The sequence below is a fragment of the Streptomyces sp. NPDC048002 genome, from assembly GCF_040653275.1.
Classification (GTDB): domain Bacteria; phylum Actinomycetota; class Actinomycetes; order Streptomycetales; family Streptomycetaceae; genus Streptomyces.
Genome location: NZ_JBEZNL010000010.1, coordinates 198,753 through 214,385 on the forward strand (window position 1 = coordinate 198,753; position 15,633 = coordinate 214,385).

Here is a 15,633-nt window from a genome sequence, read left to right on the forward strand (position 1 = left end):
GTCGATGAGATTGTTGACAAAAACGTTGACTCTTCCGGAACGGCTCCTTAGCGTCTAGCGCACCCCGCACGAGAGGAAGAACAAAGATGTCCCCCCTCGCTCCATCCGCCCGCGGCAGCAGACTGGCCCTCCTGGTCGTCGGTCTGTGCTGGCTGGCCGTGCTCTTCGACGGCCTCGACATGTTCATCTACGGCTCGGTGCTGCCGCACCTGCTGGAGACCAAGACCTTCGGCCTGACCCCCGACCAGGCCGGCGACCTCGGCTCCTACGCCACCTTCGGCATGCTGATAGGCGCCCTGACCGCGGGCACCGTGGCGGACCGGATCGGGCGCAAGAAGCTCATGGTGTCCTGCGTGGTCCTGTTCTCGCTGGCCTCCGGCGTCTGCGCGCTCGCCGACAGCGTCGCCGTCTTCGGCCTCGGCCGCACGGTGGCCGGCATCGGCCTCGGCGGGCTCCTGCCGACCGCGATCAGCATGGTCTCCGACTACGCCCCGCGGGGTCGCGGCGCCATCGTCATCGGCCTGCTGATGACCGCCCACCACGCCGGCGGCATCCTCTCCGCCTACGTCGCCAAGTGGCTGATCGACCCGGTCGGCTGGCGCGCCGCCTTCTGGGTCTGCGTGCTCCCGCTCCTGTTCGCCCCCGTGCTCGCCAAGTTCCTCCCCGAGAGCCTGAGTTTCCTCGTCGCCAAGGGCCGCACCGAGGAAGCCCGCGCGCTGGCCGCCCGCTACGACGTCGAACTCCCCGCGGCCAAGGGCGACAAGGTGGGCGCGGCCGACCGCTGGGCCAACCTGGTCAACCTCTTCCGCGGCGGCGAGTGGGTCCAGACCCTGCTCTACTGGCTGGCCTCCTTCGGCGGCCTGCTCCTCGTCTACGGCGTCGCCACCTGGCTGCCCACCCTGATGCGCGCCGAGGGCTACGCGCTCGGCTCCGCGCTCACCTTCGTGGTCGTCTTCAACCTCGGCGGCATCGTCGGCATGCTGGTGGCGGGCCGCGCCGCCGACCGCTTCGGCGCCCCGCGCATCTCGGCGATCTGGTTCGCGCTCACCGCGGCGGGGGTGTTCCTGCTCAGCGTCCACATGCCGCTCGGGGTGACCATGACGGTCGTCTTCCTCACCGGCGTGTTCCTCAACAGCGCCCAGACGATGATCTACGCGACCGTCTCGATCCGCTCGGAGGCCGGCAACCGCGCCACCGCCGTCGGCTGGACGTCCGGCATGGGCCGTTTCGGCGCGGTCTTCGGCCCGTGGCTCGGCGGCCAGCTGCTCGCCGCGGGCAACGGCGAATGGGGCTTCACCGCCTTCGCGCTCGCCGGAGTGTCGTCCATGGTCTTCATCGGCATCGCCGCGCTGCGCAGCGGACGGAAGACCCCGTCGAACAGCGCCCCGCAGGAGCTGGTCGGGACCCACTGACCCACCGGACACCGAACGCCGGTCCCCGCACCCCGCGGAGACCGGCGTCGGCCGTTGACCCACCCCCGGAGGGGGGCTGGTCCGGGCCTGTTCGGAAGCCGGGCCCATGGACCGGGGGCGGGTCATGGGCCCGGGTCCGGGCCCGGAGGACCATGCCAGGACCCCGTCGAGGGCCGGGGGAGGAAGGAGCCGTCCATGAGCCGGGACGGGAAGCGACGGATCGACGGGCGCCGGCCGGTGCGCCGCGCCACGGATCACCGGGAGCGCGCGTCAGCGGGCCCCGGTCCTGATGGGCGGGCCCTCTCCGGCAGCCGCCCGTGCCCCGGGCCGAGGCCCCGGCCGGCCGCCCGGACCGCCCTCCTCGCACCGGGGCAGGGCGGACCAGGGTGGCCGGACGGGCCGACGGGCCGACCCGCACAACATCGCCGCCGGGCCGGGCGACGGGCCCGGAACGCGTCGGAGCCGCGGCACGAGGCGTGCCGCGGCTCCGTGTCGAGCGGGAGATCACCCCATCGCGTCCTCGGCCGAGAGGTGCTCCACCGTGCGGCCCGTCTCGGTGAACGTACGGGTCACATGGCCCGACGAGTACACCCACAGGATGCGCAGCGGCACGTCGCCGATGTTGCGGAAGAGATGGGGGATCGGCGACGGGACGTACGTGGTGTCGTACTGCTCCAACTTCGTCACCTCGCCGTCCACCACCACCTCCGCCCGGCCCTCCAGGATCGTCACGTGCTCGTCGCAGTTGTGCGAGTGCAGCGGTGCGCCGGAGCCGACCGGATACACGCTCATCCCGCTGGTGATCCTGTTCTCGCCGCCCGCCGAGGGCGTGGTGATCAGCGGTGTCGTCACCACGGAGCCGCCGCGGTCCAGCAGCGGCACCGACGCGACCTTGATGATCGTGGTCATCCGGTTGTTCCTCCTCGTACGTGGTCCCAGGGGTCCGACGGTAGGTCCCGCCCGGATGAATGGGTGCCCTCCGGCGTGCAGGTTTACCTTGCACTCCGGGAGGGGTGAGCTTTCTGGCCTCGGCTGTACGGTCGGCTGGCGTCGCACGGCGATCCGTTCCGTGCCCGCAACGTGCCGGAAAGAAAAGGCAGGTATCGGCCACATGAGGCTCCCCGTTCTCAGCCAAGACGAAATGGATCCGCGGCAGCAGGAGCTCGCCGCCCGGATCGCCGGCCGCCGCGGCGCCGTCCGCGGCCCCTTCCGGGTCTGGCTGCACAGCCCGGAGATGTGCGAGCGGGCCGAGTCCCTCGGGGCCTTCGCGCGCTTCGACTGCTCCCTCCCCAAGCACCTGCGCGAGCTGAGCCTGCTCATGGCCGCCCGCAACTGGGACGCGCAGTACTCCTGGAACGCCCATGTGCACCAGGCGATCGAGGCCGGCATACCCGAGGCCGCCGTCAAGGCCGTCGCCGAGCGCCGCGAGGCCGTCTTCGACGACGAGGCAGACCAGGCCTTCTACCAGTTCTGCCGCGAGATCCTCGACGAGCACTTCGTCACCGACGCCACCTTCGCCCGCGCGCTCGCCCACTTCGGCCCCAAGGGCCTGGTCGACACCATCGGCGCGCTCGGCAACTTCACCATGCTCGGCATGTGCCTGAACGCCTTCCAGGTCGACCTCCAGGCCGACAAGGAACCGCCGTTCCCCGACATCCGCGGATACGGGCGCGTCGATGCCGCCCAGGACGCCGACCCGTCCTGACCTCCCCCCGCCGCCCCACCCGGGCGGCACCCCGCCCCGTCCGACCCGACGTGTACCATCCGCGATCTTTCTACTTGCAGTGCTCGGCGCAAGGAGGCGCCAGGCCCATGAGAAGCAGCAAGAACAGCAGCAGGCGCACAGCAATAGCCATGGCCTCCGTGGCGGCCGTCCTGGTCCTCGCGGGATGCTCCGGCAGCACCACGAGCACGGACAAGACGGCCTCCGGCACCCTGGCGATCAACTGGGGAGGCTTCCCGGAGAGCTGGGCGCCCGGCGCCGAGATGGAGTCCGGCTACCTGCGCGTCCCCTACGAGACGCTGGTCTCGCTCGACGCCCAGGGCGAGATCAGGCCCGTACTCGCCACCAAGTGGGAGCAGACGGACGAGGCGCTGACGCTGACCCTGCGCGAAGGCGTCACCTTCCATGACGGCACGCCGTTCGACGCCGAGGCAGTCAAGGTCAACCTGGAGTCCATCCGCGACGGCAAGACGGCCTACGCGGGACCGCTGAAGGTGATCGAGTCGATCGACGCCGTCGACGAGCACACCGTCCGCATCAACCTCGCCCAGCCGACTCCGTCGCTGCTCACCCAGCTCTCCACCCGCGGCGCCCCGATGGGCAGTCCCAAGGCGATCAAGGCCGGCACCATCGCGCAGTCGCCCGTCGGCACCGGTCCCTGGGCCTACGACGCGAAGTCCTCCACCAAGGGCACCCGGATGTCGTTCCAGTACTACGACGGCTACTGGGACGGCGAGGACAGCGTCGGCTTCCAGACGGTCGAGCTGTACGCGATCCCGGAGGACAACGCGGCCACCGGCGCCCTCGCCACCGGCGAGATCGCGCTCACCGACACCGAGACCAGCCAGTTCAGCCGGATCGAGAGCAACTCGGCACTCAAGCACCTCTCCTACCCCGCGCTCCGCAACAACCCGATGTTCTTCGACCGCGGGAAGGGCGGCGCCTTCGAGGACGTCAAGGTCCGCCAGGCCGCCTGCTACGCCCTGAACACCGAGGAGATCGCCAAGCTGGAGCCGGACTTCAAGGTCCGCAGCCAGCACTTCAGCGAGGGCGAGCCCGGCTACAACCCCGAGGTCACGGGCTACACCCACGACCTGGCGAAGGCCAAGGAACTGATGGCCGAGGCCGGCAACCCCAAGGTCCAGGTCGAGATGCTCGCGGCCCCCTTCAACGAGAAGCAGATGCAGGTGTACGCCGAGCAGCTCGGCAAGATCGGCATCGACGTCTCGGTCCAGCCCGCGGCCCCGCCGCAGTACTTCTCCCAGTGGAACAGCGGCCGCTACGCCCTCGGCCTCGGCTCCAACGACGAGCTGACGCCGTACGACTGGTACCAGGCGTGGTTCGCCGAGGACGCCCCCGGCAACCCCGGCAAGGCCGAGAGCGCCGAGCTGAAGAAGGCGGCGGACGCCGCCATCGCCGCGGGTGCCACCGACGAGGCCGACGCCCTCTGGCAGGACGTCACCAAGATCATTTCCGATGAGGCGCTGACCTGCGCCCACCTGGCGGGCGAGGAACTCATCGCCTGGAACACCAAGGCCGTCACCGACGTCAAGGCGTCCGCTCAGCCCTGGGAGACCAACGCCATCGACTACAAGGCCCTCCGGCCGGCCGGAAAGTGAACGTGACCTGACATGACCCACGCCCGTTCAGCCGGCGGGCGCGGGGCCCGCGCGGGGCGGAGGCGATGATGGGAAAACTCATCGCCTATCGCCTCGCGCTGGCCCTGCCGCAGCTGGCACTGGTCTCCCTGCTCGTGTTCTTCCTGACCTACCTGATACCCGGCAGTCCCGCCGCCGCCATCCTCGGAGCGCGGGCCACCCCGGAGAGCCTCGCCGAGGTCGAGGCCCAGCTCGGTCTCGACCAGCCGTTCCTCCAGCGCCTCGCGGACTGGTTCGGTGCCGCGCTCACCGGAGACCTCGGCGTCTCCTACTCCAGCAGCCTGCCCGTGGGTGACCTGGTCGCCGAGCGACTGCCGGCCACCCTCTCCCTGGTCGGCGGCGGTCTCGTCGTCGCCGCGGTCTTCGGCGTCCTGCTGGGTGTGCTCGCCGCGCTGCGCCCCGGCCCCGTCGACCGGGTCATCAACGGTGTGACATCGGTGGGACTGGCCGTCCCCGAGTTCTGGTTCGGCCTGATCCTCTCGCTGGTCTTCGCCGTCCAGCTCGGCTGGGTCCCGGTCGTGGCCTACACACCGATCGCCGAGGACCCCGCCGCCTGGTTCACCGGACTGATCCTGCCGTCGATCGCGCTCGGCGCCCCCGCGGCCGCGATGGTCGCCCGGCAGACCCGCGGCTCCATGGCCAAGTCCCTCCGGGCCCCGTACATCGACAGCCTCACCGCGGTGGGCGTCCCGCGCACCCGCGTCGTGCTGCGCTATGCCCTGAAGAACGCCATGATCCCCGTGCTCGCCTCCACCGGGCTCACCCTGCGCATCCTGATCGGCGCGAGCTTCGTCGTGGAGACGGTCTTCGCCATCCCCGGACTGGGGGAGCTGCTGCTGCACAGCGTGATCGGCAAGGACTTCCCCGTCGTCCAGGGAGCCGTCCTCGTGGTGGCCGTCCTCGTCATCGGCGTCAATCTCGTTCTGGACGTGGGCTATGGCCTGCTCGACCCGAAGGTTCGTCCGCAATGACCCTGACCGAAAAGACACCGGCACCGGGCGCGACCGGCCCGGTGGAGCCGCGGAAGCCGAGCCGCCACGGTCTGCTGCACCGGCTGCTGCGGCAGCCCGGCACCGTCATGGGCGTCGGCGTGCTGCTCCTGGTGGTTCTCGTCGCCGTGGCGGCCCCGCTGCTCGCCCCCCACGACCCCACCGCGCACAACTACGACGCGGTCCTCACCGGGCCCGGCGGCGAGCACCTGCTCGGCACCGACGACCTCGGCCGCGACACCCTCAGCCGCCTGCTCCACGGTGCCCGCATCGCCCTGCTGGTCTCCATCGGCGCGGTCGGCATCGCCATGGTCATCGGCGTGCCCATCGGACTGCTGCTCGGCTACCGCGGCGGATGGACCGACCGGCTGGGCTCGCGGCTCCTCGACGTCTCGGACGCGCTGCCCGGGATCATGGTCGGCTTCGCCGTCATCGCGATCCTCGGCCGCGGACTGATGTCCCTCATGCTCGCGGTCGGCCTCATCTTCTGTATGAGCTTCGCCCGGCTGACCCGCGCCGTGACCCTCGCCGAGCGGGAGCGCCAGTACGTGGAATCCGCGCAGGTCGCCGGGTTGCGCACACCGGAGATCCTGTTCCGGCACGTCCTGCCGAACCTCACCGGACCGCTCGCCGTCCAGGCCGCCGGCTTCCTCGGACACGCCGTCGTCATCGAGTCCGTGCTGAGCTTCCTGGGACTCGGCCTGGAGTCCGACACCGCGTCCTGGGGAGCGATGCTCTCCCTGGCCGCCGAGCACCAGGCCGAGCAGCCGTTCCTGGCCTTCCCGCCCGGCATCGCCATCATCGTGACCGTGCTCGCGTTCAACGTGATCAGCGACGGCATCAACGAGGCACTCATGGGCGGCGGTCGCGCCTCGGTCAGCCGCCGGTTCCGGGGCATGCTCAAGGCCGCGCCCACCGCTCCCGCCGCCGGAGACGTCGACCGGAGCGCGACCGCGGCGGGCGACGGGGCCGACGACACCGACGCGGTCCTGTCCGTCCGCAACGTCACCGTAGCCCTCGACGGCCCCGACGGCCCCGTACCGCTGGTGACGGACGCGTCCCTCACCCTGCGCGACGGTGAGGTGCTCGGCCTGCTCGGCGAGTCGGGTTCCGGCAAGTCGATCCTGTCCCGCTCCGTCCTCGGGCTGCTGCCCCGCGGCATCCACCTGACCGAGGGCTCGGTCCGGCTGCGCGGCGAGGAGATCGCCGGACTCGGCGAGAAGGAGATGCGCGCCCACCGCGGCACCGGCATCTCCGTGGTGCTCCAGGACCCGATGACCGCGCTGTCCCCGGTGCACACCGTGGGCCGGCAGCTCTGCGAACCGCTTCGTCTGCACTTCGGTATGTCGAAGGAAGGGGCCCGGGCCCGCGCTGTCGAACTGCTCACCAGGGTCGGAGTGCGCGACGCCGAGGGGCGGCTGGACGACTACCCGCACCAGTTCTCCGGCGGTATGGCCCAGCGGGTGGCCATCGCCATGGCGCTCGCCGCCAAACCCAAGGTGCTGATCGCCGACGAGGCCACCAGCGCGCTGGACGTCACCACCCAGAGCCAGGTCCTGGACCTGCTTCTGGAACTGCGCGACGAACTCAACATGTCGATCATCATGATCACCCACGACCTGGGTGTGGTGGCCGAGACCTGTGACCGCGTTGCCGTCATGTACGCCGGGCAGATCGTGGAGGTCGGAGAGGTCTCCGACGTGCTCCACCGGCCCCGGCACCCCTACACCGCGGCCCTGATGGCCTCCAGTCCCTCCGGCGAGGTCACCGGGGGACGGCTGGCCACCATCCCCGGCCATGTACCGCCGGCCGGGTCCTGGCCCGTCGGCTGCCACTTCGCCGACCGATGCTCCTTCGCCGCGGACGCCTGCCGGCACCAGCCGGTGCGGCTGGAGAAAGAGGTGCGCTGCACGCGCGCCGAGGAACTCGTCCTGGAGGTGTCCAAGCCGTGACGACCGCACCCCGCACCGAAGCCACCGCGCCCGCAGCGGCCGCGGACCGCCCCCTGCTGGAGGTCCGCGACCTCTGTGTCAGCTACCGCACCGGCCGGGCCGCCTCCTGGCGGCAGACCGCCAAGAACGTGGTCGACCAGGTCACCTTCGACATCCGCCCCGGTGAGACACTGGGCCTGGTCGGCGAGTCCGGCTCCGGCAAGTCGACGATCGGCCGGGCCGTCCTGCGGCTCGTCGACCCCGCCTCCGGCACGATCAGTTTCGACGGCCGGGACGTCACCGGCTTCGGCCGGTCCACGCCGCTGTCGTACCGGCGCGACGTCCAGGCCGTCTTCCAGGACCCCGCCTCCTCGCTCAACCCCCGCCACATCGCGCGCGACGCCATCACCGGGCCGCTGCGCCGCCACGGCAGGGGCTCGCGCAAGGAGCGGGAGGAGGCGGCCGCCGAGGCGTTCCGCATGGTCGGACTCAATCCGGCCCTGCTCACCCGGTACCCCATGGAGCTGTCCGGAGGCCAGCGTCAACGCGTGGCCATCGCCCGCGCCATCGCGCTCAAGCCCCGTCTGGTGATCTGCGACGAGGCGGTCAGCGCGCTGGACGTCTCCACGCAGAGCCAGATCGTCAACCTCCTCGCCGACCTCCAGGAGTCCACCGGGGTCAGCTTCTTGTTCATCACGCACGATCTGCGCCTGGTCCGCCACATCTCGCAGCGGATCGCTGTCCTTCAGCACGGGCGGCTGGTGGAGTTCGCGGACACCGAGCGGCTCTTCCGGACCACTCAGGAGAGCTACACCCGCCGGCTGCTCGCGGCGATCCCGGCCACCGACCCGGAGGGTCGCGAACACCGCCGGGCCCGCCGCGCGGCTCACCGCACAGCGCCGTCCACATCATGAAACTGTGAGGTCAGAACCCTTGGATCAGCGGGAAATGTCCTTAGTCTGAACTGCCGGCAACCCGTGGGGCAGGCTTCCACAGCTCCCACTCCGGTACGTCCTTCCCCAGCGCGTCGGGTCCCGAAGACAGCGTCGTCTGCCGCCACGGGCCCCAGGAGGAACCATGGATCGCCTTCTTCTCATGCACAGTTTCGTCACCGTCGCGCAGGTCGGCAGTTTCAGCGGCGCCGCCAAGAAACTGGGCTCGTCGGGCTCCCTGGTCTCCCGCCACGTGGCGGAACTGGAACGGCAGGTCGGGGTCCGGCTGGTCAACCGCACGGCCCGTTCGGTGAGCCTCACCGAACCGGGGCAGCGGTACGCGGAATTCTCCGCCAGAATCCTTGAGGAGATCGAGGCGGAGGACGCCGGAATCGCGCATCTCCACGACCGGGCCGAGGGCACCCTCAGCATCATCTGCCCGAAATGGATAGGCAGCCTGGATCTCGGGGACGCCATCGCCGCCTTTTCCGCGGCACACCCCAAAATCCAGGTCCGCTTCGAACTCGGCGGTATGTCGGACCGTACCTACGACTTCCTCGACAGCGGATTCGACATCGCCTTCCACACCCGGGACCTGCGCGACTCCAGCGTCCGCCTCAAGAAGATCGCCTCGCTGCCGTTCGTGCTGTGCGCCTCCGAGGAGTACCTGGAGCGCAACGGCCCGCTGACCGAGCCGAACGGCATCGCCCACCACGACTGCCTGGTCCACGTCAACGACCCGGTGTGGCGGATCGGCCACGGCCACGCCTCCACCCTGCACAAGATCCGCAACGTGGCCTTCTCGTCCAACTCCTACCTCGCCCTGCAGAAGGCGGCCGTCCACGGACGCGGCATCGCCCTGCTCCCGCAGCGCCCGGCCTACGACGACCTCGTCTCCGGCGCGCTGAAGGTCCTGCTCCCGGAACTGGCCGTCCCCGACCGCCCGTTGTACGCCATCTACGGGCCGGGGCAGGCCGCCCCGCGCAAGATCAGCGTGTTCCTGGAATTCCTCACCGCGTGGTTCTCCCGCAACCCGATCCCCGCGATCCAGCCGTAGCCGCGCTTCCCCGGCCGCAAGAAACGATTGCACAACCTGTTGCGCACGGGCCGTTGAGCCCCCGCGATCCACAAACCTAGGCTCATTGGCGACCCGCGAAACGAGGAATCCATGGGAATCCAGAGAATCGAGTCGGTCACCTACAGCATCGACGACCTCGACGAATGCGTCCGCTTCTACGACGACTTCGGACTGTTCCTCGTCGAAAGGACCGACGAACACGCCGTGTTCGAGACGCTGACCGGCCAGACCCTCCAGCTCGACACCCGACCCGGCCCGCTGCTCCCGCCGCCGGTGGAGTCGGGCCCCACCCTGCGCGAGGTGGTGTGGGGCGTGGACACCGAGGAGGAACTGGCCCGGCTGGTGGCCGCCGCCGGCAAGGACCGCCCGGTCCGCGCGGGCGCCGACGGCGTCCACCACACCGTGGACGAGACCGGCTTCGGCGTCGGACTCACCCTGGCCCGCCCCAAGCCGGCACCCGTCACGCCCCGGCCGGCCAACGCGTCGGGCAGCGTGCACCGGTGGAACACCGCCCTGGAGGCGATCACCCGGGTCCGCCCGCTGCGCATGTGCCATGTGGCGCTCAACATCGTCAAGGAGGGCCGGGAGGACGCCGTCGCCTTCTACACCGAGCGCCTCGGCTTCCGGCCCACCGACGTCGTCGAGCCGATGGGCGTCTTCATGCAGGCCCCCGGCGACGACGACCAGCACACCATGCTGCTGTGCCACCGCCCCGACCGGGCCGGCGTCAACCACATCGCCTACGAGGTACCCGGCTTCGACGACGTGATCGAGGGCGGCAACCACATGATCGAGAAGGGCTGGCGCGAGGCCCGCAGGCTCGGCCGGCACACCATCGGCTCCAACGTCTTCCGCTTCCTGCACGCACCGAGCGGCGGCCGCGTGGAGTACGCCGCCGACATGGACCGCGTCGACGACTCCTACGAGACCCGGGTGCACGCCACCACCCCGCCCCACCACATCTGGGCGTTGCGCACCAACCGCGACAACGAGGCCTCCTGACCACCGGAGAGCCGCACCCCGGACCCAGACCCGCGACGAACCCCGGAGAGGGCACCCACCCATGACCACCGACCACGGCTACCCCGCCGTCCGTATGCACATAGCGGGCGAGTGGTGCCAGGGCGGCACCGGACGCACCGCCCCGATCGTGAACCCCGCCACCGAGGCCCCGATCGGCGAGGTCCCGCTGGCCACCGCCGCCGACCTCGACCGCGCCCTCGCCGCCGCCCAGGAGGGCTTCCGCCGCTGGCGCTCGACCCCCATCGCCCGGCGCACCGAGATCCTGCACACCGCCGCCGCCCTGCTCACCGAACGCGCCGCGGACATCGGCCGGATCATGACCCTGGAGCAGGGCAAGCCCCTCGCCGAGGCCACCGGGGAAGCCCGCCGGGTCGCCGACACCCTGCGCTGGCACGCCGACGACGCCCGCCGTGCCTACGGCCGCCTGATCCCCTCCGCCCCGGGCACCCTGCTCTCCGTACGCCGTGAACCGGTCGGCGTGGTCGCCGCGTTCGTCCCGTGGAACTTCCCCGCGGGCGGCCCGATGCGCAAGATCTCCTCGGCGCTCGCCTCGGGCTGCTCGATCGTCATCAAGGCGTCCGAGGAGACCCCGGCCACCGCGATGGAACTCGTCCGCTGCTTCGTGGACGCCGGTCTGCCCGCCGGAGCGCTGAACCTGGTCTTCGGTGAACCCGCCGAGGTCTCCGCCCACCTCATCGCCTCCCCGGTCACCCGCCTGATCGCGTTCACCGGCTCGGTCCCCGTCGGCAAGCTCCTCGCCGCCGAGGCCGGGAAGGTCATGAAGCCCTCGCTGATGGAACTCGGCGGACACGCCCCCGTGATCGTCTGCGCCGACGCCGACCCCGTGGCGGCCGCCCGCAAGGCCGCCCAGGCCAAGTTCGCCAACGCCGGCCAGGTGTGCACCTCGCCCAGCCGCTTCCTCGTCCACGAGAGCCTGGTTCAGGAGTTCACCGCCGAGTTCGTGAAGGCGGCCGAGGCGGTGACCGTCGGGGACGGCCTGGCCGAGGGCACCACGATGGGCCCGCTCGCCAACGAGCGCCGCCTGGAGGCCATGGAGCGTCTCACCGCCGACGCCGTGTCCCGCGGCGCCAAGGTGCTGACCGGCGGCGACCGCCTGGACCGCCCCGGGTACTTCTTCGCACCGACCGTCCTGACCGACGTACCGGCGGAGGCGGAACTGATGCGCGAGGAGCCCTTCGGCCCCCTCGCCCCCCTCGTCCCCTTCACCGACCTCGACGAGGCGCTCGCCACCGCCAACGCCCTGCCCTACGGACTGGCCGCCTACGGCTTCACCCGGTCCGCCGCCACCGCCGAGCGGCTCTCCGCCGAACTGGAGGCCGGGATCCTGTCGATCAACCACTGCGGCGGCTCCGTCCACGAGGCCCCCTCCGGCGGGGTCAAGGACAGCGGGTACGGCCGCGAGGGCGGCACCGAGGCGCTCGACGCCTACCTGGTCATCAAGCGCGTCTCCCACCTGCTGGCACCATGAGGTACGCACGGGTCTGCGTCGGCGGACGCGCGGTCTGGGGCCGCGTGGGCGAGCAGGACGTCGAGCTGCTGTCCGGCTCCCCCCTGGACGGCGACCCCGACGTCATCGGCACCCTGGAGCGGTCGGCCGCCGTATGGCTGCCGCCCGTGGTACCGCCGGTCTTCTACGCCGTCGGCTACAACTACCCCCGGCACATCGAGCACGCCGGGGCCGAGACGCCGGGGCGCCCCGAGATCGGCTACCGCGCCAACAACGCGCTCACCGGCCACCTTTCGCCCATCGTCAAGCCGGCCGAGGTGACCGGACGCTTCGAGGCCGAACCCGAACTCGTCGCCGTCGTCGGCCGCACCCTGCGGCACGCCACGTACGAGGAGGCGCGCGGGTCCGTCTTCGGCTGGACCGTCGGCAACGACGTCAGCGCCCGCACCTGGCAGCACGAGGACCGCACGTTCTGGCGCAGCAAGAACAGCGACACCTTCAAGCCGATGGGCCCGTGGATCGAGACGGACGTCGACGCCCTCGCCCAGACGACCACCCTGCGGGTCAACGGCGAGGAACGGTCCTCCTTCCCCACCGGCGACATGGTCTTCGACCCCTTCGACTACATCGTCGAGATGACCCGCCACCTGACCCTGCACCCCGGTGACGTGCTGTGGATGGGCGCCGAGTCCACCTGCCAGCTGGAACCGGGGGACACCGTCGAGGTCGAGATCAGCGGCATCGGCACGCTGACCAACCCCGTACAACCCGAAGGGAATCGAGCATGAGCAAGGAACCCCGCTACATCCACCACGTCAACTTCCCCACCACCGACCCCGACCGGACCGCCGAGTGGTACGCCAAGGTCTTCGGGATGAAGCGGATCACGCCCAAGTCCAACACCCGCGTGGTGCTGATGACCCGCGGCACCTTCGATCTGCACTTCACCCCGGTCGAGGAGATGGAACGCATGGCGCCCTATCACTTCGCCGTCGAGGTCGACGACTGGGACGACTTCCTGGAACACCTCGCGGAGCTGGGCATCCGGCACACCCGGCCCATCCAGCGCCCCGAGAACCAGTCGAAGTTCTGCTACATCCACGACCCCGACCACACCATGATCGAGCTGGTCTACCACGCCAAGCGCCCCAACTGAGCCTGCACCAACGGGAGTTCAATCTCATGCCCCTCGCCGACTCCGACGGCACAGCCATCTACTACGAGCGCCACGGCAACGGTCCCGCCATCCTGTTCGTGCACGGCAGCGGCGGTCACCACGCCGCCTGGTGGCAGCAGGTCGCGGCCCTGCGCGACGAGTTCACCGTCGTCACCCTGGACCTGCGCGGCTTCGGCAAGTCCGACTCCTCCGACTTCGACGGCCAGGACTTCCCCAGTGACGTGGCCGCCGTGCTCGACGCCGAGGATCTCACCGACGTCATGCTGGTCGGCCAGTCCATCGGCTCCGTCGCCGCCCTCAAGGCCGGCCTGCTCCGCCCCGAGCGGGTCTCCTCCGTCGTCCTGGGCCACTCCCTGGGCGGCATCAGCCACCCCGAGCTGAGGGAACTGGCCGCCGCCGACCGGGCCGAGGCCGTCAAACTCCCGGTGATCGACCGCCTGCTCACCAAGCCGTTCCAGAGCGAGCGCGCCGATCTGACCTTCCTCTTCCAGCAGATGGGCACCTTCAACGTCGCCCGCATGCAGGACCTGCGCAACCTCGACACCAACGGCCCCTCCCTGCAGGACATCCAGGACTCCGGGGTCAGGGTCGCTTTCCTCGCGGGCGAGAAGGACGCCGTGCTCGGCGTCAAGACCGTCACCCGCGCCCACGAACTGCTCCCCGGCTCCCACCTGGAGATCGTCGAAGGCGCCCCCCACTCCATGTACTGGGAGACCCCGCACGCGTACAACGCGGCCGTAGCCCGGCTGCGCCGCACCCTGACCCCACCGAAGGACTCCGCATGACCACCCTCACGCTGGCCGCCGCCGAGGAGATCCTCGCCGCCGCCCAGGAGCGCGCCCAGGAGATCGGCAAGGCGGTGAGCGTCGCCGTGGTCGACGCCGGCGGCTTCCCCATAGCCATCCGCCGCCCCGACGGAGCGCGCCCCCTGACCCCGGACATCGCCCGCGCCAAGGCCTACACCGCAGCGGTCATGCAGCGCCCCGGCACCATGCTGAAGAAGTGGCAGGAGAGCCAGCCCGTCTTCTTCTCCCAGCTCTCCCAGCTCCCCGGCGCGGCCATGCCGATCATGGCCACCGAGGGCAGCGTCACCATCAAGAAGGACGGCGAGATCATCGGCGGCCTCGGCATCGCCGGCGGCACCGCCGCCGAGGACCAGAAGATCGCCGAGGCGGTGCTCGAATCCCTCGGCTACGAACTGGAGTTCGCCGCCTGGGGCGTCTCGGCACCCGGAAAGGACTGACCGGCCATGGCCGATACGTTCAACTACCGCATCGATCACCACGGCAGCCTGGTCCGCCCGGCCGGCCTCGACCCGAAGGACCCCGAGTCCGTCGCCGAGGCGGTTCGGGAGGCCGTGGTCTACCAGCGCAAGCTCCGCTCCACGGTGGTCACCGACGGCGACTTCCCCCGCGCCGACTTCCGCGGGGCGGTCCTCGACGGGGTCTCCGGCTTCCGCGCCACCGGCGACACGGCCGACGGACTGACCCGCTGGGTCGCTGAGTCCCTGCCCAAGGCGGCCGGTCCGCTGCTCGCCGACTCATCCGCCCGCCTCGCCGAGCTGACCGTCATCGCCCCTAAGGCGTCCCTGCCGTCCCCCGCCTACCTGGCGGCCACCACCTTCGAACCGGGACTCGGCGTCGCCTCGGCCCGCGAACTCGGCGAGGCCCTCGCCGAGATCATCCACGCGGAGATCGAACTGCTGGTCTCCCGGGGGGTCCGCCTGATCCAGCTGAACAACCCCCTCCTGCTCGACTGGCCCGCCGGTACCGCCCTCAGCTTCGAGGACGCCCTGGCGGTCGAGGCCGCCGCGGTACGCCTGGACGAGCGCCCCGAGGGCGTCCGGATCGGCGTCTGCCCCGGCTGGACCGCACCGGCCGAGCCGGACCCCGCCCGCCTGGAGCGGCTGTACGGCGAGGTCCCGGCCGACCGCTGGATCCTCCCCTTCGACCAGGGCACGCCGTCCGAACTGGACCTGATCAGGCCCCTTCCCGAGGACCGGGACCTGTGCCTCGGCGTCGTCGACGCGACGAACCCGGCACTGGAGGACATCGACACGCTGATGGCCCGGCTGGACGCGGCGGCCGAGCTGAAGGACATGGAGGACATGGCGGTGTCGCCCTCCCGGGGCTTCGCCGACGTGGCCGACTCCCCGCTCCTGACCGCGGAGCAGCAGCGCCAGAAGCTGATCCTGGTCGAGACGGTCGCCCGCTACTGCTGGGGCAACGAGTTCTAGGCCGTG

Annotated in this window: 15 protein-coding genes; 14 read left to right on the forward strand and 1 reads right to left on the reverse strand. The window is 70.8% G+C overall.

The annotated features are described in order from the left end of the window. Window positions 1-86 precede the first annotated feature (86 nt). Window positions 87-1,412 (forward strand): aromatic acid/H+ symport family MFS transporter, encoded by a 1,326-nt coding sequence (locus tag AB0E07_RS16225; RefSeq protein WP_362251314.1) that lies wholly within the window; start codon window positions 87-89, stop codon window positions 1,410-1,412. Between the two features lie 504 nt (window positions 1,413-1,916). Here the strand turns inward: AB0E07_RS16225 and AB0E07_RS16230 are convergent. Beyond that, complete coding sequence (locus tag AB0E07_RS16230) at window positions 1,917-2,321, reverse strand: cupin domain-containing protein (RefSeq protein ID WP_362251317.1); 405 nt, start codon at window positions 2,319-2,321, stop codon at window positions 1,917-1,919. Between the two features lie 232 nt (window positions 2,322-2,553). On the opposite strand from AB0E07_RS16230, the gene AB0E07_RS16235 reads away from it, so the two are divergent. From AB0E07_RS16235 to AB0E07_RS16295, 13 genes are all read left to right on the forward strand, one after another. Next, window positions 2,554-3,117, forward strand: coding sequence for a carboxymuconolactone decarboxylase family protein (locus tag AB0E07_RS16235; RefSeq protein ID WP_362251320.1), 564 nt, complete (start codon window positions 2,554-2,556; stop codon window positions 3,115-3,117). Window positions 3,118-3,224: 107 nt separating this feature from the next. Continuing rightward, a complete protein-coding gene (locus AB0E07_RS16240; RefSeq protein ID WP_362251323.1) occupies window positions 3,225-4,754 on the forward strand; it encodes an ABC transporter substrate-binding protein in 1,530 nt (509 codons plus the stop codon). A 68-nt stretch (window positions 4,755-4,822) separates the two neighbouring features. After that, entirely contained in the window at window positions 4,823-5,764 is a 942-nt protein-coding gene (locus AB0E07_RS16245; RefSeq protein WP_362251325.1) for an ABC transporter permease, read from the forward strand. After that, the gene (locus AB0E07_RS16250; RefSeq protein ID WP_362251327.1) at window positions 5,761-7,734 is read left to right on the forward strand and encodes a dipeptide/oligopeptide/nickel ABC transporter permease/ATP-binding protein; all 1,974 of its coding nucleotides are present in this window, start codon (window positions 5,761-5,763) and stop codon (window positions 7,732-7,734) included. The genes AB0E07_RS16245 and AB0E07_RS16250 overlap by 4 nt, the downstream gene beginning before the upstream one ends. Beyond that, window positions 7,731-8,627 (forward strand): ATP-binding cassette domain-containing protein, encoded by an 897-nt coding sequence (locus AB0E07_RS16255; RefSeq protein ID WP_362251330.1) that lies wholly within the window; start codon window positions 7,731-7,733, stop codon window positions 8,625-8,627. The genes AB0E07_RS16250 and AB0E07_RS16255 overlap by 4 nt, the downstream gene beginning before the upstream one ends. Window positions 8,628-8,790: 163 nt before the next feature. Further along, the gene (locus AB0E07_RS16260) at window positions 8,791-9,702 is read left to right on the forward strand and encodes a LysR family transcriptional regulator (RefSeq protein ID WP_362251333.1); all 912 of its coding nucleotides are present in this window, start codon (window positions 8,791-8,793) and stop codon (window positions 9,700-9,702) included. Window positions 9,703-9,813: 111 nt separating this feature from the next. Further along, a complete protein-coding gene (locus AB0E07_RS16265; RefSeq protein ID WP_362251336.1) occupies window positions 9,814-10,725 on the forward strand; it encodes a VOC family protein in 912 nt (303 codons plus the stop codon). A 61-nt stretch (window positions 10,726-10,786) separates the two neighbouring features. Further along, a complete protein-coding gene (locus AB0E07_RS16270) occupies window positions 10,787-12,235 on the forward strand; it encodes an NAD-dependent succinate-semialdehyde dehydrogenase (protein WP_362251338.1) in 1,449 nt (482 codons plus the stop codon). Further along, the gene (locus AB0E07_RS16275) at window positions 12,232-13,002 is read left to right on the forward strand and encodes a fumarylacetoacetate hydrolase family protein (protein ID WP_362251340.1); all 771 of its coding nucleotides are present in this window, start codon (window positions 12,232-12,234) and stop codon (window positions 13,000-13,002) included. The genes AB0E07_RS16270 and AB0E07_RS16275 overlap by 4 nt, the downstream gene beginning before the upstream one ends. Continuing rightward, window positions 12,999-13,370 carry a VOC family protein gene (locus AB0E07_RS16280; protein ID WP_362251343.1) on the forward strand — a complete coding sequence of 124 codons (372 nt, stop codon included), beginning with the start codon at window positions 12,999-13,001 and terminating at the stop codon, window positions 13,368-13,370. The genes AB0E07_RS16275 and AB0E07_RS16280 overlap by 4 nt, the downstream gene beginning before the upstream one ends. A 26-nt stretch (window positions 13,371-13,396) precedes the next feature. Further along, entirely contained in the window at window positions 13,397-14,176 is a 780-nt protein-coding gene (locus tag AB0E07_RS16285) for an alpha/beta hydrolase (protein ID WP_362251346.1), read from the forward strand. Next, window positions 14,173-14,634 (forward strand): heme-binding protein, encoded by a 462-nt coding sequence (locus AB0E07_RS16290; protein WP_362251349.1) that lies wholly within the window; start codon window positions 14,173-14,175, stop codon window positions 14,632-14,634. Before AB0E07_RS16285 ends, AB0E07_RS16290 begins: the two co-directional genes overlap by 4 nt. Window positions 14,635-14,640: 6 nt before the next feature. Next, on the forward strand, window positions 14,641-15,627 hold the full coding sequence (locus AB0E07_RS16295) for a methionine synthase II (cobalamin-independent)-like protein (protein WP_362251351.1): 987 nt from the start codon (window positions 14,641-14,643) through the stop codon (window positions 15,625-15,627). The last annotated feature ends 6 nt before the right edge of the window (window positions 15,628-15,633 follow it).